The sequence below is a fragment of the Streptomyces sp. CB02261 genome, from assembly GCF_001905665.1.
Lineage (GTDB): Bacteria > Actinomycetota > Actinomycetes > Streptomycetales > Streptomycetaceae > Streptomyces.
The window spans coordinates 241,564-263,860 of the sequence record NZ_LIVX01000005.1 but is presented as its reverse complement, the minus strand read 5'-3'; the positions used below and the strand labels follow the sequence as shown (position 1 = coordinate 263,860).

The following is a 22,297-nucleotide window of genomic DNA, read 5'->3' as shown; positions in this document are numbered from 1 at the left end:
GGGCGGAAGCCCGAGGAGGACACGTGCAGCAGGACGAGCAGCCCGAGTACCGCCCGGTGGTCTTCCGTGACCGCTCGGCCGGATACGCCTTTCTGACCCGGTCCACCGCGACCAGCGACCGGACCATCGAATGGGACGACGGCGTCACGTACCCGGTCGTCGACGTCGAGATCTCCTCCGAGAGCCACCCGTTCTACACGGGCAAGGCGAGGACGGTGGACTCCGAGGGACGGATCGCCGCGTTCGAGCGGCGCTTCGGCGAGAAGGGCTGACCCCCGCGGCTCCGGCCGCTCGCGAGAACGCGCGGGGAAACTGGCCGGAAGATGGCCAGTTCGCCTTCCAGGATGAGGTCACGAAGACGGCGGAGCGCGGGCGCTCCGCCGGGGACTCCCTGGAGGGGAACTGCTGTGATCGTGGTGACCGGAGCGACCGGAAACGTCGGACGACCGCTGGTGGAGCTGCTGGCCGCGGCCGGTGAGAGGGTGACGGCGGTGAGCCGGGGGCCTGCGGCCGGGTTGCCGGCGGGGGTGACGCACCGGCAGGGCGACCTGGCCGATGTGGACGGCCTCAAGGGCCTGTTCGAGGGAGCGGAGGCGGTCCATCTGCTCGTCGCCGGCCTCGGGGACGAGCTGAGTCCCCGTGAGATCGTGGCGGCTACGGTGGCCGTCGGGGTGCGGCGGATCGTGTTCCAGTCCTCCCAGCTCGTGGGGACGCGGACCGGTTCCGTGTCCCACGAGATCCTGCGCGCCTTCGAGACGGCGGTACGGGAGTCGGGGCTCGACTGGACGGTCCTGCGGCCCGGCGGGTTCGCCTCGAACGCCTTCCTCTGGGCCGAACAGGTGCGTTCCGCCCGTACGGTGGCGGCGCCGTTCGCCGATGTGGCGCTGCCGGTGGTGGACCCGGCGGACATCGCGGAGGTGGCGGCGCGGGCGCTGCGCGATCCGGCGCACGCGGGGCGTACGTACGTGCTGACCGGGCCGGTGGCGGTGTCACCGCGCGAGCAGGTCGACGCGATCGCCAGGGCGGTGGGGGCCCCGGTGGGATTCGTGGCGCTGAGCGCGAGCGAGGCGCGGGCCCGGCTGGTGCGGTTCCTGCCGGAGGACGCCGTCGACGGGATGCTGGCCGTGATGGGCGAGCCCAAGGAGGAGGAGCGGCGGGTGAGCCCGGACGTGGAGCGCGTGCTCGGCCGGGCACCGCGTCCGTTCTCGGCGTGGGCGGAGCGCAACGCGCCAGCGTTCGGCTGAGGAACGTCCGGCGGCGGTGGAGGTGTGCGGCCCACGGGCGGGGGCGGGGTGCGCGTCGCGTGGACGGCGTTCCCCGCCCCGGCCGGGAAGGTCGAGCGAGGGCGCCAGGCGCCCTCCGCTCAGCTCGGAAAGGCGATCAGGCCTTCACGATGCCGGACTCGGCCACCTTGATGGAGGCGCTGGTGGCGCCGGAGCGGGAGCCGAGGCCCTCGATCTTCTTCACGAGGTCCTGGCCCTCGACGACCTCGCCGAAGACGACGTGCTTGCCGTCGAGCCAGTCGGTGACGATCGTGGTGATGAAGAACTGCGAGCCGTTGCTGTTCGGGCCGGCGTTGGCCATCGAGAGCAGGAACGGGCGGTCGTGCTTCAGCTTGAAGTTCTCGTCGGCGAACTTCTCGCCGTAGATGCTCTTGCCACCGGTGCCGTTGCCACGGGTGAAGTCACCGCCCTGCAGCATGAACTGCGGGATGACGCGGTGGAACGGGGAGCCGGCGTAGCCGAAGCCGTGCTGGCCGGTGCAGAGCTCGCGGAAGTTCTGCGCCGTCTTCGGGACGACGTCGTCGAACAGCTTGAAGGTGATGCGGCCCGCGGGCTCGTCGTTGATGGTGATGTCGAAGTAAACGTTCTCGCTCATGGGGACATCCTGTCATTACTCGCGCACCGCACGCGCACGGGCCGCCGCCTCTCGGGTCACGGCGCGCCGGTGCCCCGCGGCCCGTGGGGGCGCGGGGCACCGTGTCCGCGTGTCGCGGTGGGTCAGAGCAGCCCGCCGGATCCGGGTGCCGGGAGGGCGCCTTCGGCGCCCTGGACGGTGTCGTGGAGGACGGTGTCGACGCCCTGGTCCTCCTGGAGGAGGCCGGTGGCGCCGCCCAGGGGGCTCTCGGCCGCGCTGGCCTGCGGCGGAGGGGTGACGAGGGCGGTGACGACGCCTGCGGCGAGGGAGGCGATGGCGAGCATGCTGCGCTTCTTCATGACCGGGTCAACTACTGAGAGGCCGATGAGTTACGGTCGGTCGCCGCCGGATCCAGACCAGGAGCAGCAGCGAGGCGACGGCGGCGAGGGCGCACCAGGTGGAGAGGAACTCGGTGCTCCACAGCAGGGCGCAGACGGCCGCCCCGGCCCCGGTGACCAGGCCGAGGAGCCGGAGGAGCCGGTCGCGGGCGAGGAGCAACGCGCCGACGGTGGCGGCGAGATACCCGGCGAGGACGAGGGGCGCGTACGGCAGGTCGACGGCGTAGCCGAGGGTGTGCCCCCGGACCTCGGCCGTGACGGGGCGGGTGGCGAGGCGGTACGCGAGGAACGCGGCGGTGACGGTTCCCACGGCGAGCGGGGCGGACAGACGGGGCCGGTCGGCGGGGCGGGCGGCGGCGAGGGCGCCGGCGGGCACCCACAGGGGCAGCAGGGGGAGGGCGATCACCGCCCAGGCGAGGGTGGCGGTCCCGGCTCCGCCTCCGGCGCGCCAGACGGCGGCCTCGACGATCTGGTGGGCGCCGAGGAGCAGGGGCAGGGCGGCGAGCAACGCGTCTCCCGGACGGCGTACGGAGGCGAGGCAGGCCACGCCGACGGCGCCGATCCCGAGGCCGGCCCAGAGGTCGGCCGTCGCACTCCAGCACATAGCGCACTTTTACCCCATATCAGGTGGAACCGTACGGTTGTGGTGGATGTCTCTGCAAGTGACACCACTGTCCCCGAGCAGGAGAGATGGGGGACGTCATGCATCACCGTCACACCCTCGCGGCCGTCGCCGCGGGAATCCTCTCGATCGCCGGCATCGGCGCCACGATCCCGGCGGACGCCACGACCACCCCGCCCCGGAGCACGACGGCCCAGGGCACGGCCCTGGTCGTCAACGCCCGCTGGGGCGGCCACGCGACCTTCGACCGGCTCGTGATCGACACACGGGGTGCCGTGCCCTCGGTCACCGTGCGCCAGGTCTCGGCGCTCCATCAGGACGGCTCGGGGCAGAAGGTCCCGCTCGCGGGGAAGTACTTCCTGGAGATCAGACTCTCCCCCGCCGCCGCCCACGACGACGCCGGGCGGTCCGTCTACCAGGGCCCCCGGCTGCTGAAGATCCATCTGCCCGTGCTCAAGGGAGTCGCGCTCACCGGTGACTTCGAGGGCGTGGTCACCGTCGGTGCCGCCTTCGACACCAAGCCCGTCCACAAGGCCTTCCGGCTGCACGGCCCGGAGCGCTTCGTCGTCGACATCGCCCACCCCGTCGGCTGCCGTGCCTGACCCGTCCGGGCGGGGCCGCCCCACGGACGGTCCCGCCCCCTCGGCCGGCCCTTCAGGGACCGGTGTCCACGTACACCGGTACACCGGTCCTGCGGGCGCCGTCGACCCCGGCGAGGCGGCTGAACTCCCCCGGGTCCATCTCCCGCTCCCACTCGTCCAGAGTGCGCAGCCTGTACTCGCTGTGCTCCTCCGGGTCGAGGACGACGGCGGCGATCTGCTCGTCCGTCAACTCTCCGCCGTCGAAGATGAAGCCGATGTGGTTGGCGGGCCACTCCTGGCCCCGGTCGGTGACGAAGTGCGTGCCGAGCAGCCGTGGTTCGCCGGTGAAGACGAGACCGGTCTCCTCGTGGCACTCGCGGACCGCCGTCTCCCAGGGGGTCTCCCCCGGGTCCATGTTGCCGCCGGGCCACTGCCACTCGGCGCGGTAGGTGGCGCGCAGCTGGAAGGGGCGGCCTGCCGTGTCGGTGAAGTAGAGGCAGGCGTACGCCGTCGCTCTCGGCAGGGTCGCCACGTACTCGACGGGCGGCAGCCAGATGTTCGCCATGGGCGGCTCTCTCTCGACGGACCGATGGTTCGCCCTCATCCAAGCGGGCCCCGCGCGCCCGCCCGGCCGCTCGCCGGGCGATCACCGGATCGTGTGACCGCGACGGCCCGGTCAGGCCGCTGAGACCAGCCCCGCCTCGTACGCGATGATCACCAGCTGCACCCGGTCGCGGGCGTCCAGCTTGGCGAGCAGCCGCGTGACATAGGTCTTGGCGGTGGCGACGCTGATGTGCAGTTCGGCGGCGACCTCCGTGTTGGAGAGGCCTCGGCCGACCAGGGTGAGGACCTCGCGCTCGCGGTCCGTGATCCCCTCGGCCCGGCGTCCCGGCGCGGCGGGGGCGGGCTTGGGCCGGTCGGTGAACTCCTTGATGAGACGCCGGGTGACGCTGGGGGCGATGAGGGCGTCACCGGACGCCACCACCCGGACGGCGGCCAGGATGTCGTCCAGGGCCATGTCCTTCACCAGGAACCCGGACGCGCCCGCGTGCAGCGCCCCGTACACGTGGTCGTCGTCGTCGAAGGTGGTGAGGACGACGACCCGCGCGCCGGTGGGCCCTGTGGTGATGAGGCGGGTCGCCTCGATGCCGTCCGTCCCGGGCATGCGCAGGTCCATGACGACGACGTCGGCGCCGGTCTCCTCGACGAGGCGGACGGCTTCGGATCCGTTCGCCGCCTCGCCCGCGACGACGAGGTCCTCGGTGTCGGTGATGACCATGCGGAGCGCCGTGCGCACCAGAGGCTGGTCGTCGGCGAGGACGACCCGGACGGGCCGCTCGGTGGTGGTCTCGCTCATCGGGCGGTGACTCCTGAGGGAAGGGGGAGGCGGGCGGTGACGCGGAAGCCGCCGCCGGGGCGGGGGGCCGCGGCGAATTCTCCGTGCAGCAGGGCGACCCGCTCCCGCATCCCGGCGAGGCCGTACCCCGACCCGCCTCCGGTGCGCGCCGGGTCCCGGCCGGGGACGGGGCCGCGGTCCTCGACGGTGACGACGACGGTGTCGGGGTCGCGCTGGTCGACGGTGACCGTGCAGGCGTCGGCGCCCGAGTGCCGTACGACGTTGGTGACGGACTCCTGGACGACGCGGAAGGCGGAGAGGTCGATGTCCGGCGGCAGGGTGCGGGGCGCTCCGACGCGGTGGACGGCGACACGGACGCCGGCCGCCGCGGTGCTCTCCACGAGCCGGTCGAGCGCGGCGAGGCCGGGCATCTCGGGGAGGCCGGCGCCGGCGGGGCGCGCTAGGGGGGCGCCCGGCTCGTCGGTGCGCAGTGCCCCGAGCATCCGGCGCAGCCCGGCCAGGGTCTCGCGGCTCGCCGTCTCGATCTCGGTGAGGGCCTGTCGGACCTGTTCCGGCTGGGTCTCCATGACGCGCCGGGCCGCTCCCGCCTGGAGGGCGACGATGCCGATGCTGTGGGCCACCGTGTCGTGCATCTCGCGGGCGATGCGGAGCCGTTCGGCGATGACGGCCTGCTCGGCGGCCTGGGCGCGGGACCGCTCGGCGTACCTCCGGGTCTGCCCATCGGAGCGGCCGAGGAGCCAGGCGACGGCGGCGATGAGGCCGACGGCCAGGCCACTGGTGGTGCCGACGCTCCAGCCCGCGAGCAGCCGGATCGTCAGATAGCCGACGAGGACGCCGAGTGCGAGCAGCAGCGCCCGGAGGGCCTCGCGGGGCGGCCGGGCGGCGGCGACCACGTACAGGGCGACGTCGACGGCGAGGTACTGGGCGAAGGGGATGGCGGTGACGCTGAGCGGGGTGCTGGCGACGACCGCCGCGGCGAGGAGGTACCGGAGGGCGGCGGTCGGACGCCGGGTCAGGAGCACGCTGCCGCGCAGGGCGAGGGCGGTGGCGACGGCCAGCATCGTGAGGCCGTCCCAGCGGAGGAAGACCACGCCGGCCAGGACGTCCGCCGTCTCCTGTCCGGGCAGCCGGACGCGCAGGAGGGCGGTGAAGAGGAGGCCCGCGAGCCAGGCGAGCGCGGCCCAGCCGCCCGGGGTGGCCCTCTTGAGGAACGGCGCTGACGGCGTGGCGGACATGAGCGTGATCGTAGGGGGCGTTTCTCGTCCGGGTCATCGGACCAGGGGTGTACGACCTGGGGTGACCCTGGGTGCCGCCGATTGTCCGCGCTGGTCCGATGCCCGGGGCAGGGGCCGGACGGCACGGTTGTCCCCATGATCGAAGTGGACGAACTCACCAAGCGCTACGGCGCCACGACCGCCGTCGACTCACTCTGCTTCACGGTCCGGCCGGGGCTCGTGACCGGGTTCCTCGGTCCGAACGGGGCGGGCAAGAGCACCACGCTGCGGATGATCCTGGGGCTGCACAGGCCGACGAGCGGGTCGGTCACGGTCGACGGACGACCGTTCCAGGACCGGGCGCGCGGCCTGCGGCACGTCGGAGCGCTCCTCGACGCCGGTGACGTGCAGGGCGGCCGGACCGCTCGGGCGCATCTCGCGGTGCTGGCACGCGGCAACCGCATCCCGCTCTCACGGGTGGACGAGGTCCTGGAGGAGGTGGGCCTCGCCGCCGCGGCCCGGCGCCGGGTCGGCGGCTATTCGCTGGGGATGCGGCAGCGGCTCGGCATCGCGGGCGCGTTGCTCGGTGACCCGCCCGTGCTGCTGTTCGACGAGCCGCTCAACGGCCTCGACCCGGAGGGCGTGAAGTGGGTACGGGGGTTGTTCCGGCGCCTCGCGGCCGAGGGCCGCACCGTGTTCGTCTCCAGCCATCTGATGAGCGAGATGGAGCACACCGCCGACGCACTCGTCGTCGTCGGCCGGGGCTCGCTCATCGCGGCGGAGAGCCTGACGGACTTCGCCGCGCGCGGCATCCGCCCGACCGTGACCGTGGGGACGCCCGACCGGGCGGGTCTCTCGGCGCTGCTGCTCACGGAGGGCGCGGAGGTCCGGGAGGAGTCAGGTCTGCTGACGGTGACGGGGCTCCCGGCCGCCCGGATCGGAGCACTCGCCCTGGAGCACCGGGTGGCCCTGGAGCAGCTGACCACCCGCACCGCCTCGCTCGAGGAGGCCTTCATGGCACTGACCGCCGAAAGTGTCGAGTACCTGGCGGGAGAAGCCCGATGACGACTCTCACCCTGACGGAGCCCCGCGCACGCTTCCTGGACCTGATCGCGTCGGAGTGGCTGAAGCTGTGGTCGCTGCGGTCGACTGCCTGGTCGTTGCTCCTCGGAGCCCTGGCCGTGGTCGCCTTCAACGTCGGCACCGCGTGGGACCACTACCGCTACTGGTTCCAGTACGACGCGGAGGGCCGGGCCGGGTTCGTGCGGAACGAGATGGCGCTGATGGACGCGTTCACGGGGAACGCGTCGATGGTCCTGATCCTCTGCGCCGCCGCGATGGGGGCGGTCGCGGTGGTCGGCGAGTACAGCAGCGGTCTCGTCCGCACGACGTTCGCGGCGGTGCCGGCGCGGGGCTCGCTGATGGCGGCGAAGCTGCTGGTCGTGGCGGGTGTGCAGAGCGGGTTCGGGGCGGTCGTCGCCGGGGTGTCGTTCTGGTCGACGCAGGCGGTGCTCGCGGAGCGGGGCGCGGGGCTGCCGATCACGCACCCCGGGGCCCTGCGGATCGTCGTGGCGTCCGCGCTGCTCGCGCCGGTCTGCGCGCTGGCAGGAGCGGCGCTCGGCGCGCTCCTGCGGCACAGCGCGGTGTCGGTCGTCGGCTCGGTGGTGCTGCTTCTGCTGCTGCCCTCGGTCCTCGGCGACCGCCGGCACCTCACCGCGGTCCTCGCCCACGCGACGCCGCTGCACGCGTGGCAGCGCCTGGTGGGGGTGGGGCCGGCCGCCGTGGAGCCGTACCCGTGGACGGCCGGGGGCGCCTGGCTGGTCTACGCGCTGTGGGCTCTGGGCGCGGGGGCGGTCGCGGTGGTGGCGGTGCGGCACCGCGACCAGTGAGGTCAGGTGCGGTCGGGCCGGGCGAAGCGGCGCCGCAGGAGGTGTTCGTGGACGAGGCGGCCGACGAGGGCGCCTCCGTACACGACGAAGCCGACGCCGACGAGCCAGGACTGGAGGACGAGGACGGTGCCGAACTGGCCGTACGTCACCGCGTTCGAGGCGATCAGCGGGGAGAACACGAGCTGGGAGAAGACCCGCAGCCCGAGGAGGCCGAGCGCCGTGAGGGCGGCTCCGGGGACGAGGGCGCGCCAGCGGATGCGGCCGCAGAGCAGGAAGCGCTGGGACCACCAGAAGAAGACGAAGGTGCCGAGGAGGTCGGCGAGGGCGGTGAGCGTGGTGGTCACGGCCGAGGAGTCGGCGGGTGCCGCGCCGGCGACGAAGAGGAGGAGGGAGGCGACGAGGACGGCGAGCCAGACGACGTGCCGCCACATGGTGTGCCAGCGGGCGGTGGGGAGGTCCCAGACCCGTTCGTACCCGGTCTGTACGGCGGATCCGAAGGTGACGCCGAAGGCGGCGAGGGCGGTGAGGCCGAAGGCGGTGGTGCGTTGCAGGGCCTGTCCCGGCTGGCCGAAGAGCCGCTCGACCTCCTCCTGGGAGACCTCGGAGACGCCGAGGCCCTGGACGAGCCAGCGGGCGAAGCCCTGGCCGCTCGCGAGGTCGGCGGCGGCGACGACGATGAGGAGCGGGACGAGGGTGAGCAGGCTGAGCGCCGCGAAGCCCATGGCACGGTGCATGAGTTCCATGGCCCGGCCGCGGTTCCAGGCGAGTGCGATGGACGAGCCGATGAGCCGGGTGTGGAGTCGCCGGAACCAGTGGCCGTGTTCGTCGTCGCGCGGCGGACCGGGTGTGAGGGGCATGCCTCGTGAGGTACCCGGCCGGGCGGGGGGACCTCTCAGGGGTGCGGCCGAACGGGTGCCGGAGACCTCCGGCTCAGGGACGGAGGGGGCGGGCGCCCGGTCCGGGCCGGACGGTGACGTCGCGGGCCGCGAGGGTGGCCCGCTCGTCGCCCTCGCACTGGACGACGACCCGGACGGGGGCGCCGCAGCCGGTGTGCCGGATGTCGAGCACGGGCCCCTCGGGCTCCGCGGCGTGGAGGTCACCCCACTGCTTGAGGGCGAGGAGGACGGGCCAGAGGTCGACGCCCTTGCGGGTGAGCCGGTACTCGTACCGGGTGCGGGAGCCGGGGTCGCGATAGGGCTCCGCACGCAGGACGCCGGCGGTGACGAGCTTGCGGAGGCGGTCGGCGAGGACGGCCTCGGAGAGCCCGAGGTGCCGGCGGAACTCGTCGTAGCGGCGGACGCCGTTGAGGGCGTCCCGCAGGATCAGCAGGGTCCACTTCTCGCCGACCACGTCCAGGGTGCGGCGGACCGGGCAGTTCTCCGTGTCCGTCTCCAGCCACTTCATCGTCACACTCTAGCCACCTGACTACGTCGTTGACAGTCAGCTGCGGCGGAAGCTAGCTTCGCCGTACAGAGCCAGCTGGGAGCCAGCCGGCCTCGGCGGGCGGAGAGGGTCATGGGGCGGTCGCGAACGGTCGAGTGGGAGGACGCCGGGGCCACCGCGCGGGCCGCGGGGACGATGGCGGGGCTCGACTTCCTGCGGGAGATGGTCGCCGGACGACTGCCCGGCCCTCCGATCGCCGCGCTGATCGGCTTCTCCCTCGAAGAGGTCGAGGACGGGCGGGCGGTGTTCGTCCTCGAACCGGGCGAGGAGCACTACAACCCGATCGGCAGCGTGCACGGCGGCGTCTACGCCACGCTCCTCGACTCGGCGGCCGGCTGCGCGGTGCACTCGACGCTCCCGCAGGGCACGGCGTACACCTCGCTCGATCTGTCGACCCGCTTCCTCCGGCCGCTCACGACGGCGACCGGCAAGGTGCGCGCGATCGGCACGGTGCTGTCACGGGGCCGCAGGACCGCGCTCGCGGAGGCCGCCCTGTACGACGCCGAGGACAGACTCCTCGCCCACGCCACCAGCACGTGCATGCTGTTCCCCGTACCGGCGGAGGGCTCGGGCGCCACGCGCGCGTAGAACTGTCCGGCCGATCTCGGGTGCGGCCCGCGTGGATCGGGACCGGTCCTTCGATGCGCGATCGTGACGGTGCCGCGATGCGAACACGCATACGAAGACGACTACGATCCCGGCATGATCACGTTGTCCGTCGACCCCACTTCGCAGGGCTTCGCCGAGGGCCAGGCGCTGGGGACGCTCCTCGTCACCGCCGTGGCCATGGCCGTCGTCTGGTTCACCACCCGGGCCTGGCGCCGCGGCCCCGTGCCGACCAGTGCCGTGGGCGACGCCGAGCGAGCCGTGACCCTCGCCATACGCCGCGGCAACATCATCCGCGGCGTACTGCTGGCCGTTGCCGCCGCGGGTCTGGTGCGAGCGGTCACGTACGAGGGGGAGCCGCCTGCCGCCTCCGCGGCTCCCGTCGTCCAGGAGCCCACAGCCGTGGCTCCTTCGGTCGCCGCGGCGCCGTCGGCACCCGGGCGCGTCATCGACGCGGCCCCGCACGTCGGCGCGTACCGGCTGCTCACCGGCGCGGAGGCGGCCGAGTACGAGCAACTGATGTCCGGGAAGTCGGCATCGGGCAAGCGCTGGTTCTACGACGGTCCCGGTGCGGGCCCGATGGGCGCCGTGCTGCAGATCAACGCCGTCGAATGGGACGAGGAGCTGGCCGAGGCGAAGCGCTCGGACACCATGACGCAGGAGCTGCGCGACTTCTTCGCCGGAGCGCGGGCGACCGAGGTCACCGCCTTCGAGGCCGGCCCCTGGGGCGGCCGGTTGAGCTGCGGCTTCCTGGCGTCGAGCACCGGACGCCCTGTCGTGTGCGCGTGGACCGACTCCGGCACATGGGGCAACGTGCTGCTGGCGGACGAGAAGACTCTGCCCGAGGCCGCCGAGGCCGCCCTGCGGTTCCGCACCATCTCGGAGAAGCGCACCTGACCGGCGGCGACGGTCGAGGCCTGACCCCTTCCGTCAGCTCGTCCTCGCCGAACCCGAAGGAACAGGCCCGGAACTGGCAGTCCGCTACGTCTACCGGGTCGAGTCCGGTCCCGTGGAGGCATCCGAGGGCGGGTGGCGAATCGTCCGGGCCGAGGCAGAGCGGGACCCCGACCGGTATCCGAATTTCGGGGCGGAGTTCGACGCGGTGATGCTGGAACTCGTCCTGCGCACGTATGCCCTGTCCGATCCCGCAGCGGAACTGCGCACCCTGCCTACGGAGCCGCCTGGGTGATCGACCGGACGGGTCCGGGCGGCCGCTTCTGCGTGCCCCGGGTCAACGGCACCCCGGGATCGGCAGGGTGCGGGTGCAGCCGTCCGGAGTGGCGTCGGGGAGGCCGCTGGCCTGGAGGGCGGCGCTCACCAGCGTGGCGAGCAGGTCGATGTCCGAGCCCATGTCCAGCCGGACGGTCACCCATCCCGAGCCGGCCCGGAGACGGACGGCGCTCGACCCGAGGAGGGCCGGGCGCAGCTTCGCGATCATGGCGCGGGTGAGATGGACGTCCGCCTCGTGTTCGCCGTGGAAATGCACGATCTCCTGTGTCGCGGTGCCCAGTCCGACCTCGGCGCCGCAGTGGGCGCGGCCGGGGGTCAGCGAGGGCCAGCTCATCAGACGTTCACTGGCATGCCTGGCCGTGTTCATACGGAGGAGCGTGCCGGGCCCGGCGGCCGCGCACAAGCGTCCTGCCGGAAGAATCCGGCCCAGGTGCGAAACAGGGCCCTGACAGGCACGGGGTGACCCTGTGTCACGGCGCACCGTGGGGAGGAGGTGACTCCGTGTCACTGTGGTGCGCGAGCGCGGATGCGCGCCGCGAGGACGGCCACGTCGTCCTCCGCGCCGTGGGCGCCGAGGCGGCGGAGGACCTCGTCGACGACCTGGCGGGGGCCGGAGTCCGGGGGGAGCCGCACGGCCGCGAGGCGGGCCAGCGACACGTCGATGTCCTCACCGCGCCGTTCGACGAGTCCGTCGGTGAAGATCAGCAGGGTCTCGGCGGGGGTGAGGGGTCGGGTGGTCGGTTCGTAGCCTCCCACGCCGGTGCCCAGGGGCGGGCCGACCGGGAGGTCGACGAGTTCCGCCGAGCCGTCCGCGGCGAACACGGCGGGCGGCAGGTGCCCCGCGCTGGCGAAGGTCGCGGTGCCGCGGGCCGGGTCGACCCGGACGAGCAGGCAGGTGGCGGGGCGCCGGGCGTCGTTCTCGGCGACCACGGAGTCGAGGTGGCGCAGCACCCGGTGCGGGGGCAGGTCGGTCGCGGCGACCTCGCGGAGTGCGGTCCGGTAGGCGTTCATGTCGACGGCCGCGTCCAGGCCGTGGCCCATGACGTCGCCGACGACGAGCAGGCTGCGGCCGAAGTGGAGCCGTACGGTCTCGAACCAGTCGCCGCCCACCAGGGCGCGGGGCCCGGCGGGCAGGTAGCCGCCGGCGACCTCCAGGTTGGGGTGCGGCCGGCCGGGTTCGGCGACGAGCGCACGCTGGAGGTGGAGCGCGGTGTCCTCGGTGGCCGCGAGACGCCGGGCATGACCGAGGTGCCGCGCCGCGAGCCGGGCGACATGGCGGAGCAGCGCCTCCTCGTCGGCGGAGAAGGGCGCACCGCCGTCCCGGGTGACGGTGACAGCCCCGAGGGGCTCCTCGTCGTGAACGGCGAGGGGGGCGGAGAGGCGATGGGTGGGGGCGGCGGGGGTACGGCCTTCAGTGGCGGGCCGCGAATCCGCGTGAGCGGTGGCGGTACGACCCTCGGTGGCGGGCCGCGAATCCGCGTGGGCGGCAGCCGTACGGCCCTCGGCGGCGGGCAGCGGTTCCGCGTGGGCGACTTGGCTGCGTGGGGTGCCGGGTTCCCTCGTCAGGTCGACCGTCGTGGAGGCGTGCAGATGCCGGGCGGCGAAGGCCGCGAGTTCACGGCAGGTGGTCGTCTCGTCGAGCGTCGTGCCGATCTCACCGATCGCCCGCTCCATGGCCCGCACCCTGGCCACCAGGGCCTCGTCCCGCTCCGCCACGACACCTCCACCGCCGAGCGGTTCCCGGGCGGCGTACCCGGTCTCCCCCATTGCACCAGCGGGTGGCGCCCCGCGCGCGGCACGAACCTCGTGCGGGACGGTTGTGCGACGGTGCCCGATCTGATCAAGTACAGCAGAGGCTACTCGCCAGTAGACGCTTCGTTCCCGGGGGGACCGCCATGACGACCGGATTCTTCAGCTCCGTCGACGATGTCGCGGAAAAGCTCGCCGCGACCGGCTATCTGGCGTCGCCGGCCGTCGCCACCACCGTCTTCCTCGCCGACCGGCTCGGCAAGCCGCTGCTCGTCGAGGGCCCCGCCGGAGTCGGCAAGACGGAGCTCGCCAAGGCCGTGACCGAGGTGACGGGCGCCCGTCTGGTCCGGCTGCAGTGCTACGAGGGCGTCGACGAGTCCCGCGCGCTGTACGAGTGGAACCACGCCAAGCAGCTGCTGCGGATCACGGCCGGCCGGGGTGAGTCCTGGGACGAGACCCGGACGGACATCTTCGGCGAGGAGTTCCTGCTCCCCCGGCCCCTGCTCACCGCGATCCGCTCGGACCAGCCGACCGTGCTCCTGATCGACGAGACCGACAAGGCGGACGTCGAGGTGGAGGGCCTGCTCCTGGAGGTCCTCAGCGACTTCCAGATCACCGTGCCCGAACTCGGCACGATCAGGGCGAGCCGTCGGCCGTTCACCGTGCTCACCTCCAACGCGAGCCGCGAGCTGTCGGAGGCGCTGCGCCGGCGCTGTCTCTTCCTGCACATCGGCTTCCCCGAGGAGGAGCTGGAGCGCCGGATCGTCACGCTCAAGGTCCCCGGTCTCGACTCCGCGCTCGCCGCGTCCGTGGTACGGGTCGTGGGGGCGCTGCGGGCGATGGACCTGCGCAAGGCGCCGTCCGTCTCGGAGACGATCGACTGGGCCCGGACCCTGCTCGCGCTCGGCGCGGACCGCCTGGACGAGCGGATCGTACGGGAGACCCTGGGCGTCCTCCTCAAGCACCAGGAGGACATCACGCAGGCCGCGGCCAAGCTCGATCTGGACGCGGTGTGAGCCCGGCGGACCCGGCCGGGACAGCGACCGCCCCCGTCCCGGCGGACCCGGCCGGGACGGGGGCGGTCGCGCGGCTCACCGGTCTGGTGGCGGCGCTGCGCGCCCACGGGTTCGGGATCGGGACGGGCGAGACCGTGGACGCCGGGCAGGCCCTCGACGCGGTCGGGTTCACGGACCGCGAGCGGATACGGGAGGCACTCGCGGCGACCCTGCTGCACGGGGAGGCGCAGCGTCCCGTGTTCGACCGCGTCTTCGACCTGTACTTCCCGCTCGGCGGCGCCGGGACCGCGGAGGAGTACGACGGCACCCCGGCCGGTCTCGCCTCGCTCCGCGAGCGGCTCGCCGAGGCCCTCACCGCCGGTGACGGCGCCGCCCTCGACCGGCTGGCCGCCGAGGCGGTGGGCGGTTTCGGCGGCTACGGCACCGGCCCCGGATCGGACGGCTGGTCCTCGTACCAGACGCTCTCCCGGGTGCGCCCCGAGACACTGCTCGCCCGCGTACGGGAACGGCTGGGGACGGCCCCCGGCGCGGAGGATCCCGCGTTCACCGAGCGGCTGCTCGACGACGAGATCCGGCGGCGGATCGAGGCCTTCCGCGAGCGGGTGCGGACCGAGGCACGACGGCGGGTCGCCGAGCGGCAGGGGCGGGATTCGGTCGCGCGCCGAGCGGTCGCCGGGACGGCCGACACCGTCGACTTCCTCCTCGCCGGGCGGGCGCAGCTGGACGAGCTGCGGCGTACGGTACGGCCGCTGGCGCGGAAACTTGCCACCCGGCTCGCGGCCCGGCGGCGGGTGGCGGCACGCGGGGAGATCGACCTGCGGCGGACGCTGCGCCGGTCGCTGTCGACCGGGGGCGTGCCGGTGCGCCCGGTGTTTCGCCGGCGCCCTCCCCGGCGGCCGGAGCTGGTCCTGCTGTGCGACGTGTCGGGGTCGGTGGCCGGATTCGCGCAGTTCACGATGCTGCTCGTGCGGGCCCTGCACGACCAGTTCAGCCGGGTACGGGTGTTCGCCTTCGTCAACCGGGTGGACGAGGTGACGGAGCTCATCGCGCGGGGCCCGACGGACCCGGCGGGTCTCGGCGAGCGGATCCTCGCCGAGGCGGAGCTGACCGGCTGGCACGGGCAGAGCGACTACGGGACGGCGCTCGGCGAGTTCGCCGACCGGTACGCGGAGGCCGTCGGCCCGCGCACGGTGGTCTTCGTCCTCGGGGACGCCCGCACCAACGGCTCCGACCCCAACCTCGCGGCGCTGAAGCGCATCGCGGACCGGGCGCGGCGGGTCCACTGGCTCAACCCCGAGCAGCCCTCGCTGTGGGGCACGGGCGACTCGGTGGCCCCTGCCTACGCCGGCCTCGTCGAGATGCGTCCCTGCCGGAACGCCCGCCAGCTGGGGACGCTGATCGGCCGCCTGCTGCCGGTCTGAGGGCGGGGGCGTACGGGGGACGCGTACAGCCGGTGCGTGCGGCGAGCGGGACACCGGCGCGGTCGGGCGGGCGCTCCCCGAGCATGGGCTCACAGGCCGCGCCGCCTGGGCGCGCACTCCCAGGCCGCGCCTGCTCCGCCTGGGCACCCGGGCCGCGCTCCCGGTCCCGGCCACCGCCTCCCCCGGGCGTGGCACGATCGGTTCATGACGACCGGATCCGACCGTCCCGAGACGGAGTTCCCCCGCGCCATCGGCGCGCCCGCCACCCGCGCGCTCGCCGCGGCCGGGTACACGCGGCTCGACCAGCTCGCCGGGGTGCCCGCAGCCGAGCTCCTCGCGCTGCACGGCGTCGGACCGAAGGCGCTGCGCGTGCTCGGCGAGGCGCTCGCGGAGCGCGGTCTGTCGCTGCGGTGACCGCCCGCCGTCCCCGACTCCGGGGCCGGGTTGTACGGCGGGTGACCCTTCGAACTAGCGTGGCCCCCATGGAACTCTTGGGAGAGATCACGGCCGACCGTCCCCTGCTCGTCCTCGCGGTCAAGGAGGAGGCGCAGTTCCTGGACACGGAGCTGCCGGTGCTGCTGACCGGCATGGGCAAGGTGAACGCGGCGACCGCGCTCGCGAGCGTTCTCGGCCGGGGCACGCGGCCTTCCGGGATCGTGAACCTGGGGACGGCCGGGGCGCTGCGGCCCGGCATGACCGGGACGCACCTCATCGGCACCGTCGTGCAGCACGACTTCGACGGCCGGCTGCTCGCCACGCTCACGGGCGAGTCGTACGGGGCGCCGCTGACGCTGCCGGCCGGCGGTGACACGGTCCTGGCCACCGGCGACACGTTCATCTCGGACGAGGCCACCCGCGCCCGGCTCGCCGAGCAGGCGGCCCTCGTCGACATGGAGGGGTACGCCCTCGCGCACGCCGCCGCGCTCGCCGGGGTGCCGCTGCGCATCGTGAAGCACGTCAGCGACGAGGCCGGGGACGGTGCCGCGCGCACCTGGCGGGAATCGGTCGCGGAGTGCGCGCGGGCGCTTGCCGACTGGGCGGAGGCGAACACGCCGTACCGCTCCTGAGGCCCCCGGGGGTCAGCGGTGCTGGAAGTGGACCTCCGGGTTCGCCGGGGACGGGCCGTCGAGGAGGGGCCGCGGGAGTCCGCGCAGGTGCTGGTCGAAGAAGGCGGCGACGTACGTCCGGGTGACGGCGACGGCGCGTTCGGTGGGCAGCGCGGGCTGCGGCAGGCCGAAGTGACGCGTGATCACGGGGCCGTCGGAGAAGGTGAAGTGCTCCGAGCCGGCCACCGTGATCCAGCGCTTCCACCCGTCGAGCGCGGACCACGTCCGGTCCCAGGTGACGTCGGCCCCTCCGGGCAGGTGCGTGTCGTCGTGCGTCCCGAGCATCAGGAACGGGCGGCCCCGCAGTCCCTCCGCCGGCAGCTCCTCCCAGAAGGCCCCGTCCATGTTGATGCCGGCGCCGACGCGGGGATCCGCCACCATCGTGGCGGCCGCGCTCGCCCCGCCGATGGAGTGGCCCGCCATGCCGATCCGGCGGGCGTCGATGACGTCGGCGTGCCGCCAGGCGGGCCGGGGACCGGTGAGCCGGTCCAGGACGTAGCGCATGTCGGCGGCGCGGGTCGAGGTGACCACGCTGCCGTGGACACCGCCCTCGTCGAGGGCGGTGCAGGCGACGCAGGTGAGGGTGCGGCCGTCGGGGAGGCTGATCCCGTACGACTCGTAGGCGTGGTCGACGGAGGCGACGACATAGCCCCGTGAGGCGAGGTCCTCGGCGAGATGCGTGAGCGTCCAGCGGGAGACGCTGAAGCCCGGCGAGAGCAGCACCAGGGGGCGGCGGCCGGGCGCGGGCCGCGCGTCGGTCCTGCTGTGGGCGCGCGTCCGGGCGAGTACGTCGCCCGGCACTCCGGGCCCCAGCTGCTCGGCGAGCAGCCGCGCCTCCTCCTGGGTGGCGTACGCGGCGGGGCGGCCGCCCCCGGGCCGGGCGGCCGGATAGTGGAGCGTGACCATGAGCGCGCGTCCGTCGGCGGTGGGGACCCACGGGTCGGTACGGGACCGGTCGACGAGCGGCAGGATCGTGCTGCCGACGGAGTACGGCCCGGTGGGCGCGGGAAGCACGGCGCGCGTGACGGCAGGCGCGAGGGGCGTCGCGGGCCCGGCCGCGCCCGCGGTCGGCGTGGCGTCGGCCGCCTGGACGACGGCCGCGGCGGGGCCCGTCGCGGCGAGGGCCACCGGTAAGGCGAGGGAACAGGCGAGGAGGGCGGCCGCTGCCGCCCTGGTGCGTCGGGTCATGGCAGCACGCTAGGGACCGCGGACCTGTCGGCGCGTCCTGCTGCGGGCTCATGTGCCGTCAGACCGTGGGCTGACGCGGGGCGGTGTGCGCCATGGGGAACGGGCGCACGGACACGGGGGGCGCGAGGACGTCGTGCGGATCGGCGGCGATCCGGGCGAGGACGTCGTGCGCGGCTCGCGGGCGATCCGGGTAAGGACGTCGTGCGGCTCGCCGGCGATCCGGGCCCGCTCGGCAGCGACCGCGACCTGGGCCCGGGCCTCGCGCGCCTTCTCCAGGCGCGAGCACCCGGGCCGACGAGGGTGCGCGCGCCCGGCCAGACGCGCGCACCGTCCGCCGTCCGGCTCCGGAGGTCGGCCGAGCGGCAGTCCGAGGAGGACGGTTCGCGCCTCTCCGCGGTGCGAACGGTCGCAAGCCTCACGCATCCGGGGCCGGGGCAACAGAGCGCACGAACAGCGCACGCGTCACACGACCCGTCAGGAACGACACAAGCCGCCCCGAGGTCGATGTTTGGTGACGACCGGGACAGGTCCGACAGGCTTCGGCCCGCCCCCGGGGGACGGTCCGCTCAGCGGACTCCGGGCGGATAGACCACGAGGAGGGCGGCGACATCGTCGTCGAGACCGTCGGCGCCGTAGTCGGCGAGGTCCTTGTGCAGGAGTTCCGGCAGCTTCCCGGCCGGTTCCGCCGCCCACCGGCGCATACGCGGTTCGAGCGGGTAGAAGGTGCCGGCCCGGTCGCGGGTCTCGCTGACGCCGTCGGTGTAGAGGAGGAGCCGGTCGCCCGGACCGAAGGGGACCTGCTCGATCCGGTGCCGCGAGTCGGCGAGGCCCGCGAGGTTGACGGGTAGCGAGGGGTCGGCGAAGTTCACGGGCCGGACGCCGGCCCCGTGCTGGAGCAGCGGGGCGGGGTGTCCGCAGCTGAGGAGCCGTGCGGTGTCCTCGCCGTCGGGGAATTCGACGAGGACGACGGTGGCGAAGCGTTCGGCGGCGTCGGAGTCCGGGTCCCAGGCCCCGTAGCGGGCGAGGCCCTCGTCGAGCTGGTCGGCGAGGGTGGCCAGGTCGGGGGCCTCGTAGACGGCGGCGCGGAAGGATCCGAGCAGGACGGAAGCGGTCTCGACGGCGCCGAGTCCCTTGCCCTGGACGTCACCGAGCATGATCCGCACCGCACCGGGGACCCGTACGGCCTCGTAGAAGTCGCCGCCGATCCTGGCCTTCGCGGCGGCCGCCACGTACAGCAGGTGCAGGTCGAAGCGGCCCAGGCGGGCGGGGAGCGGGCGCAGCACGACCCGCTGCACCACCTCCGCGACGGCGGTGAGCTCCCGCAGGTCCCGCTCGTAGCGGGTCCTGACGTGGCTGGCCCAGGCCGCGCCCGCGGTCACCAGCGCGAGCACGGTCTCACTGGCGATGAGTTCGGGGACGAGCTCCTCACCCCGGGTCAGGCTGAGCACCATGCGGGCGACCATGGCGAGCAGACCGATGCCGAGCGTCCCGGCCACGCTCCAGGTGACGGCGGCGAGCGCGGGCGCGGCGACGAGAAGGCGGTCGAAACGCTCCCGGTCGGGGGTGATCAGATCCAGGAGGATGGTCAGGGCCAAGACCAGGAAGGGCAGTGCGCGACCGAGGTGGAACTGGGTGCGGGCCGCTGTGCCGGGACGGCCCCGGTGACCGTCGGGCATTTCATGATCGTACGCAGGATCGCCGTCCGGGCCGGGGTGACGTGGGCCCCGGGCGTGTCCTCCGCCGGTCCGCGCCGCCACCGGGCAGGGCGAGCGCGGCCGGGACGGCGAGCGCGGCGATCACGACGAGGGCGGGGAGGGCGGCGCCCGCGGCCGGGACGAATCCGCCGAGCGGGACCCGGGCGAGCAGCAGCGTCGCGACGGCGACGCCGAGCGCGGGTCCGACGTTCATGGCGGTCTGCTGGAGGCCGCCGGCGACTCCGGCATGGGCCTCGGGTGCCCGGTGCACGACGACCGAGGTCGCCGTGACGAGCAGGCTGACGAACCCGGCGCCGAGCAGGGCGGCGGCGGTGCCGACGGAGGCCGCGCCGGCCGTCGCGTCGAGCCGGGAGAGGAGCAGCACCCCGAGCGTGAGCAGGGCGGCGCCCGCCGTCGCCGTACGCCGGGGGCCGAACCGGCGCTGGAGCGGCGGGCAGAGGGGCGCGCCGAGGACCATGAGGACGGCGAGCGGCAGCACGCGCAGCGCGCAGTCGAGGGGGTCGAGGCCCTGGACGTCCTGGAGGAAGTACGTCGCCACGAAGAGCGAGCCGAAGAGGGCGGCCGAGGCCGCGAGAAGGACGGCGAGGCCCGCGACGACGGGGGCGCTCCGGAGCAGCTCCGGCGGCAGGAGGGGGCGCGCGGCGCGGCGTTCGTGCCGGGCGAGCGTGACCGCTGCCGCGACGGCCCCGGCACAGACGAGGGCGCCGGTGATCGCGCCTCCGGGACGCGCCGCTTCGACGAGGCCGTGGACGAGCAGTCCGAGCGCGACAGCGAGCAGCAGCGCACCGAGCGGATCGAGTGCGTGACGCTCGACCTGAGGTCGAGGCTTCCGTTCGGCGGTGACGAGGGCCAGCAGGCCGATCGCGAGGGTCGGGGGCACGCCCAGGAGGAAGACCGAGCGCCAGCCGTACGCGGAGACCAGCGCGCCACCGACGAGCGGTCCGGCGGCGGCCGCGAGCCCGATGGCCGCGGTGCGCACGGCGATCGGGGTCCCGAGCCGCTCGGGCGGGAAGGCGGTGCGGAGCATACCGAGGGTGGCGGGCTGGAGGAGCGCCCCGCACACCCCCTGGAGCACGCGCAGCACGATCACCGCGCCGATGCCGGGAGCGAGGGCGATGCCGGTGGAGGTGGCGGCGAAGCCGAGGGCGCCGAGGGCGAAGACCCGGTGGTGGCCGTAGCGGTCGCCGAGCCGGCCGGCGCATACGAGGAGGCTCGCGACGGCGATCAGATAGCCGGTGCTGGTCCACTGGACCTGGTCGAGGCCGGCGTGCAGGTCGCGCTGGAGGGCGGGCTGGGCGACGGTGAGGACGGTGCCGTCGAGCGCGACGACTGCGGCGCCGACGACGCTGCACGCGAGGACCGGACCTCGGCGGGTGGTCATGGGGCGGGCTCCGCGGGTCCGAGGTGGGCGTCGAGTGCGGCGGCGAGGAGCGGGGCGGGGTCGTCGTTTCCGGTCGCGAGCCGGAGGCTGCCCCAGTGCCAGAGCTGGGCGATGCCGTGGAGGTTGGCCCAGAGCGCGCCCGCCACGAGGACCGGGTCGGCGCCGGGGCGGACGCGGGCGACGAGCCCGCTGAGGTGGGCGAAGAGCGGCAGGCTCGTCTCCCGCAGGCCCAGTCGGCCGCTCTCCAGGAGGTCGTGCCGGAACATCAGCTCGTACATGCCGCGCCGGGTGCCCGCGTAGTCGAGGTACACCCGGGCGAGGAGCACGATCCGTTCGCGCGGCGCGGCGGCCTCGTGGTCGTCGGCGGCGACACGGGCGGCCAGTTCGGCGAAGCCCTGGCGGGCGATGGCCGACAGGAGGTCGAGGTGGGTGGGGAAGTGGCGCCGGGGCGCTCCGTGGGAGACGCCGGCGCGGCGGGCGATCTCGCGCAGCGAGAGGGCCTGGGCGCCTTCGGCGTCCACGAGCTTGACGCCGGCCTCGACGAGCCGGGCCCGCAGCCCGCCTCCACGGCTCTCACCCTCACCCTGCTGTTCACCGTGAGGGTCGGCCTCGCCCTGCTGGGGTCCTGTACGCATAGACACTGTCTACCAAAGCCTTGTAGACAGTGTCTACTCACCCGTGCGCCCCGGTCGGTTACACTGAGGGACAGCGAAGGGGAGTAGCCCTGCGAACCGGTCGTCGACACACTGGAACCCCCGGGTTCCCGGTGGCCGGGTCCGCGTCCGACGCGGGCGGGCGAGACCTTCGGCCAGGCATCAACCGCGTCCGCGCTCGTGCGGGCGTGGTCCGTCATGCCGGGCCGAGTGGTCCTCCCGTCGCCCACCGAGGCGCCGTGCCGAGCCCACGGGCCCGGACCGAGCAGAGAGCCCCGGTATGCACCTCGACCCCTTGGCGATCCTCACCGCCTTCGGGCTGATCTTCCTCGCGGAACTTCCCGACAAGACGATGTTCGCGTCCCTCGCCATGGGCACGCGGATGCGTCCTCTGTACGTGTGGATCGGCACCTCCACGGCCTTCCTCGCCCATGTCGCCATCGCCGTGGGAGCCGGCAGCCTGCTCGGACTGCTCCCCGGCTGGACCGTGAAGCTGGTCTCGGCCCTGCTGTTCGGCTTCGGCGCGTTCATGCTGCTGCGCGGCGGGGGTGACGACGACGAGGCCGACGCGGGCGGCCGGACGGTGACCGGCTTCCTGCCCGTCTTCTCGACCGCCTTCATGGCCGTCTTCATCAGCGAGTGGGGTGACCTCACCCAGATCACGACCGCCAACCTGGCCGCCACCAACGGCACCTGGTCGACGGCGATCGGCTCCCTCGCGGCCCTGATGAGCGTCTCCGCGCTCGCGCTGGTGGCGGGCCGGTTCATCGCCAAGCGCGTGCCGCTCAAGACCGTGCAGCGCATCGGTGGCGTCTGCATGGCGGGCCTCGCCGTCTGGTCGCTGACCGAGGTCTTCACCGGCTGACGCCGA

General features: G+C 74.0%; 26 protein-coding genes. 12 read left to right on the top strand and 14 right to left on the bottom strand.

Annotated features, from left to right (window positions below; translation table 11 throughout):
* Nucleotides 1-23 precede the first annotated feature (23 nt).
* Both AMK29_RS18595 and AMK29_RS18590 read left to right on the top strand, forming a co-directional pair.
* Nucleotides 24-272, top strand: coding sequence for a type B 50S ribosomal protein L31 (locus AMK29_RS18595; protein ID WP_073814249.1), 249 nt, complete (start codon nucleotides 24-26; stop codon nucleotides 270-272).
* 135 nt (nucleotides 273-407) lie between these two features.
* The gene (locus AMK29_RS18590; protein ID WP_073814247.1) at nucleotides 408-1,244 is read left to right on the top strand and encodes an NAD(P)H-binding protein; all 837 of its coding nucleotides are present in this window, start codon (nucleotides 408-410) and stop codon (nucleotides 1,242-1,244) included.
* A gap of 136 nt (nucleotides 1,245-1,380) precedes the next feature.
* On the opposite strand, the gene AMK29_RS18585 is transcribed toward AMK29_RS18590, so the two are convergent.
* The 3 genes from AMK29_RS18585 to AMK29_RS18575 all read right to left on the bottom strand — a co-directional run bounded on the left by AMK29_RS18585 (nucleotide 1,381) and on the right by AMK29_RS18575 (nucleotide 2,859).
* Nucleotides 1,381-1,878, bottom strand: coding sequence for a peptidylprolyl isomerase (locus tag AMK29_RS18585; RefSeq protein WP_073814245.1), 498 nt, complete (start codon nucleotides 1,876-1,878; stop codon nucleotides 1,381-1,383).
* Nucleotides 1,879-2,000: 122 nt separating this feature from the next.
* Nucleotides 2,001-2,216, bottom strand: a complete 216-nt coding sequence (locus tag AMK29_RS18580) for a hypothetical protein (RefSeq protein WP_241845486.1) — start codon at nucleotides 2,214-2,216, stop codon at nucleotides 2,001-2,003.
* A 7-nt stretch (nucleotides 2,217-2,223) separates the two neighbouring features.
* A complete protein-coding gene (locus AMK29_RS18575) occupies nucleotides 2,224-2,859 on the bottom strand; it encodes a DUF6629 family protein (protein ID WP_073814243.1) in 636 nt (211 codons plus the stop codon).
* A 98-nt stretch (nucleotides 2,860-2,957) separates the two neighbouring features.
* Between AMK29_RS18575 and AMK29_RS18570 the strand changes: the two genes are divergently transcribed.
* Entirely contained in the window at nucleotides 2,958-3,479 is a 522-nt protein-coding gene (locus tag AMK29_RS18570; protein ID WP_073814787.1) for an AMIN-like domain-containing (lipo)protein, read from the top strand.
* Between the two features lie 52 nt (nucleotides 3,480-3,531).
* Here the strand turns inward: AMK29_RS18570 and AMK29_RS18565 are convergent, their stop codons facing one another.
* The 3 genes from AMK29_RS18565 to AMK29_RS18555 all read right to left on the bottom strand — a co-directional run bounded on the left by AMK29_RS18565 (nucleotide 3,532) and on the right by AMK29_RS18555 (nucleotide 6,050).
* Entirely contained in the window at nucleotides 3,532-4,023 is a 492-nt protein-coding gene (locus tag AMK29_RS18565) for an NUDIX domain-containing protein (RefSeq protein WP_073814241.1), read from the bottom strand.
* A gap of 111 nt (nucleotides 4,024-4,134) precedes the next feature.
* Nucleotides 4,135-4,815 carry a response regulator gene (locus tag AMK29_RS18560; protein WP_073814239.1) on the bottom strand — a complete coding sequence of 227 codons (681 nt, stop codon included), beginning with the start codon at nucleotides 4,813-4,815 and terminating at the stop codon, nucleotides 4,135-4,137.
* Complete coding sequence (locus AMK29_RS18555) at nucleotides 4,812-6,050, bottom strand: sensor histidine kinase (RefSeq protein ID WP_073814237.1); 1,239 nt, start codon at nucleotides 6,048-6,050, stop codon at nucleotides 4,812-4,814. The genes AMK29_RS18560 and AMK29_RS18555 overlap by 4 nt, the downstream gene beginning before the upstream one ends.
* A 135-nt stretch (nucleotides 6,051-6,185) precedes the next feature.
* Between AMK29_RS18555 and AMK29_RS18550 the strand changes: the two genes are divergently transcribed.
* Both AMK29_RS18550 and AMK29_RS18545 read left to right on the top strand, forming a co-directional pair.
* The gene (locus AMK29_RS18550) at nucleotides 6,186-7,094 is read left to right on the top strand and encodes an ATP-binding cassette domain-containing protein (RefSeq protein ID WP_073814235.1); all 909 of its coding nucleotides are present in this window, start codon (nucleotides 6,186-6,188) and stop codon (nucleotides 7,092-7,094) included.
* The gene (locus AMK29_RS18545; protein WP_073814233.1) at nucleotides 7,091-7,918 is read left to right on the top strand and encodes an ABC transporter permease; all 828 of its coding nucleotides are present in this window, start codon (nucleotides 7,091-7,093) and stop codon (nucleotides 7,916-7,918) included. The genes AMK29_RS18550 and AMK29_RS18545 overlap by 4 nt, the downstream gene beginning before the upstream one ends.
* 2 nt (nucleotides 7,919-7,920) lie before the next feature.
* Here the strand turns inward: AMK29_RS18545 and AMK29_RS18540 are convergent, their stop codons facing one another.
* Together AMK29_RS18540 and AMK29_RS18535 are read right to left on the bottom strand one after the other, a co-directional pair.
* Nucleotides 7,921-8,775 (bottom strand): YhjD/YihY/BrkB family envelope integrity protein, encoded by an 855-nt coding sequence (locus AMK29_RS18540; protein ID WP_073814231.1) that lies wholly within the window; start codon nucleotides 8,773-8,775, stop codon nucleotides 7,921-7,923.
* A 73-nt stretch (nucleotides 8,776-8,848) separates the two neighbouring features.
* Entirely contained in the window at nucleotides 8,849-9,322 is a 474-nt protein-coding gene (locus AMK29_RS18535; RefSeq protein WP_073814784.1) for a winged helix-turn-helix transcriptional regulator, read from the bottom strand.
* Nucleotides 9,323-9,433: 111 nt separating this feature from the next.
* On the opposite strand from AMK29_RS18535, the gene AMK29_RS18530 reads away from it, so the two are divergent.
* Both AMK29_RS18530 and AMK29_RS18525 read left to right on the top strand, forming a co-directional pair.
* Nucleotides 9,434-9,949 (top strand): PaaI family thioesterase, encoded by a 516-nt coding sequence (locus AMK29_RS18530; protein ID WP_073814229.1) that lies wholly within the window; start codon nucleotides 9,434-9,436, stop codon nucleotides 9,947-9,949.
* 114 nt (nucleotides 9,950-10,063) lie between these two features.
* Entirely contained in the window at nucleotides 10,064-10,864 is an 801-nt protein-coding gene (locus AMK29_RS18525; protein WP_073814227.1) for a hypothetical protein, read from the top strand.
* A gap of 334 nt (nucleotides 10,865-11,198) precedes the next feature.
* On the opposite strand, the gene AMK29_RS18515 is transcribed toward AMK29_RS18525, so the two are convergent.
* Both AMK29_RS18515 and AMK29_RS18510 read right to left on the bottom strand, forming a co-directional pair.
* The gene (locus AMK29_RS18515; protein WP_221743236.1) at nucleotides 11,199-11,564 is read right to left on the bottom strand and encodes a luciferase domain-containing protein; all 366 of its coding nucleotides are present in this window, start codon (nucleotides 11,562-11,564) and stop codon (nucleotides 11,199-11,201) included.
* A 137-nt stretch (nucleotides 11,565-11,701) separates the two neighbouring features.
* A complete protein-coding gene (locus AMK29_RS18510) occupies nucleotides 11,702-12,964 on the bottom strand; it encodes a PP2C family protein-serine/threonine phosphatase (RefSeq protein ID WP_198942276.1) in 1,263 nt (420 codons plus the stop codon).
* 128 nt (nucleotides 12,965-13,092) lie between these two features.
* Between AMK29_RS18510 and AMK29_RS18505 the strand changes: the two genes are divergently transcribed.
* The 4 genes from AMK29_RS18505 to AMK29_RS18490 all read left to right on the top strand — a co-directional run bounded on the left by AMK29_RS18505 (nucleotide 13,093) and on the right by AMK29_RS18490 (nucleotide 16,450).
* Complete coding sequence (locus AMK29_RS18505) at nucleotides 13,093-13,962, top strand: AAA family ATPase (RefSeq protein WP_073814223.1); 870 nt, start codon at nucleotides 13,093-13,095, stop codon at nucleotides 13,960-13,962.
* On the top strand, nucleotides 13,959-15,383 hold the full coding sequence (locus AMK29_RS18500; protein ID WP_073814221.1) for a vWA domain-containing protein: 1,425 nt from the start codon (nucleotides 13,959-13,961) through the stop codon (nucleotides 15,381-15,383). Before AMK29_RS18505 ends, AMK29_RS18500 begins: the two co-directional genes overlap by 4 nt.
* 204 nt (nucleotides 15,384-15,587) lie before the next feature.
* Nucleotides 15,588-15,797, top strand: a complete 210-nt coding sequence (locus tag AMK29_RS18495) for a DNA-binding protein (protein WP_073814219.1) — start codon at nucleotides 15,588-15,590, stop codon at nucleotides 15,795-15,797.
* Between the two features lie 68 nt (nucleotides 15,798-15,865).
* Nucleotides 15,866-16,450: a nucleosidase gene (locus AMK29_RS18490; protein WP_241845485.1), complete on the top strand. Its 585-nt coding sequence runs from the start codon at nucleotides 15,866-15,868 to the stop codon at nucleotides 16,448-16,450.
* A 12-nt stretch (nucleotides 16,451-16,462) separates the two neighbouring features.
* On the opposite strand, the gene AMK29_RS18485 is transcribed toward AMK29_RS18490, so the two are convergent.
* The 4 genes from AMK29_RS18485 to AMK29_RS18470 all read right to left on the bottom strand — a co-directional run bounded on the left by AMK29_RS18485 (nucleotide 16,463) and on the right by AMK29_RS18470 (nucleotide 21,408).
* Complete coding sequence (locus AMK29_RS18485; RefSeq protein ID WP_073814215.1) at nucleotides 16,463-17,677, bottom strand: alpha/beta hydrolase family protein; 1,215 nt, start codon at nucleotides 17,675-17,677, stop codon at nucleotides 16,463-16,465.
* A 566-nt stretch (nucleotides 17,678-18,243) separates the two neighbouring features.
* Nucleotides 18,244-19,353 (bottom strand): PP2C family protein-serine/threonine phosphatase, encoded by a 1,110-nt coding sequence (locus AMK29_RS18480; RefSeq protein ID WP_073814213.1) that lies wholly within the window; start codon nucleotides 19,351-19,353, stop codon nucleotides 18,244-18,246.
* Nucleotide 19,354: 1 nt separating this feature from the next.
* Nucleotides 19,355-20,773 carry an MFS transporter gene (locus AMK29_RS18475; protein ID WP_073814211.1) on the bottom strand — a complete coding sequence of 473 codons (1,419 nt, stop codon included), beginning with the start codon at nucleotides 20,771-20,773 and terminating at the stop codon, nucleotides 19,355-19,357.
* Nucleotides 20,770-21,408 (bottom strand): TetR/AcrR family transcriptional regulator, encoded by a 639-nt coding sequence (locus tag AMK29_RS18470; protein ID WP_079196960.1) that lies wholly within the window; start codon nucleotides 21,406-21,408, stop codon nucleotides 20,770-20,772. Before AMK29_RS18470 ends, AMK29_RS18475 begins: the two co-directional genes overlap by 4 nt.
* A 298-nt stretch (nucleotides 21,409-21,706) precedes the next feature.
* Here AMK29_RS18470 and AMK29_RS18465 point away from each other — a divergent pair, with 298 nt between their 5' ends.
* Complete coding sequence (locus AMK29_RS18465) at nucleotides 21,707-22,291, top strand: TMEM165/GDT1 family protein (protein WP_073814209.1); 585 nt, start codon at nucleotides 21,707-21,709, stop codon at nucleotides 22,289-22,291.
* The last annotated feature ends 6 nt before the right edge of the window (nucleotides 22,292-22,297 follow it).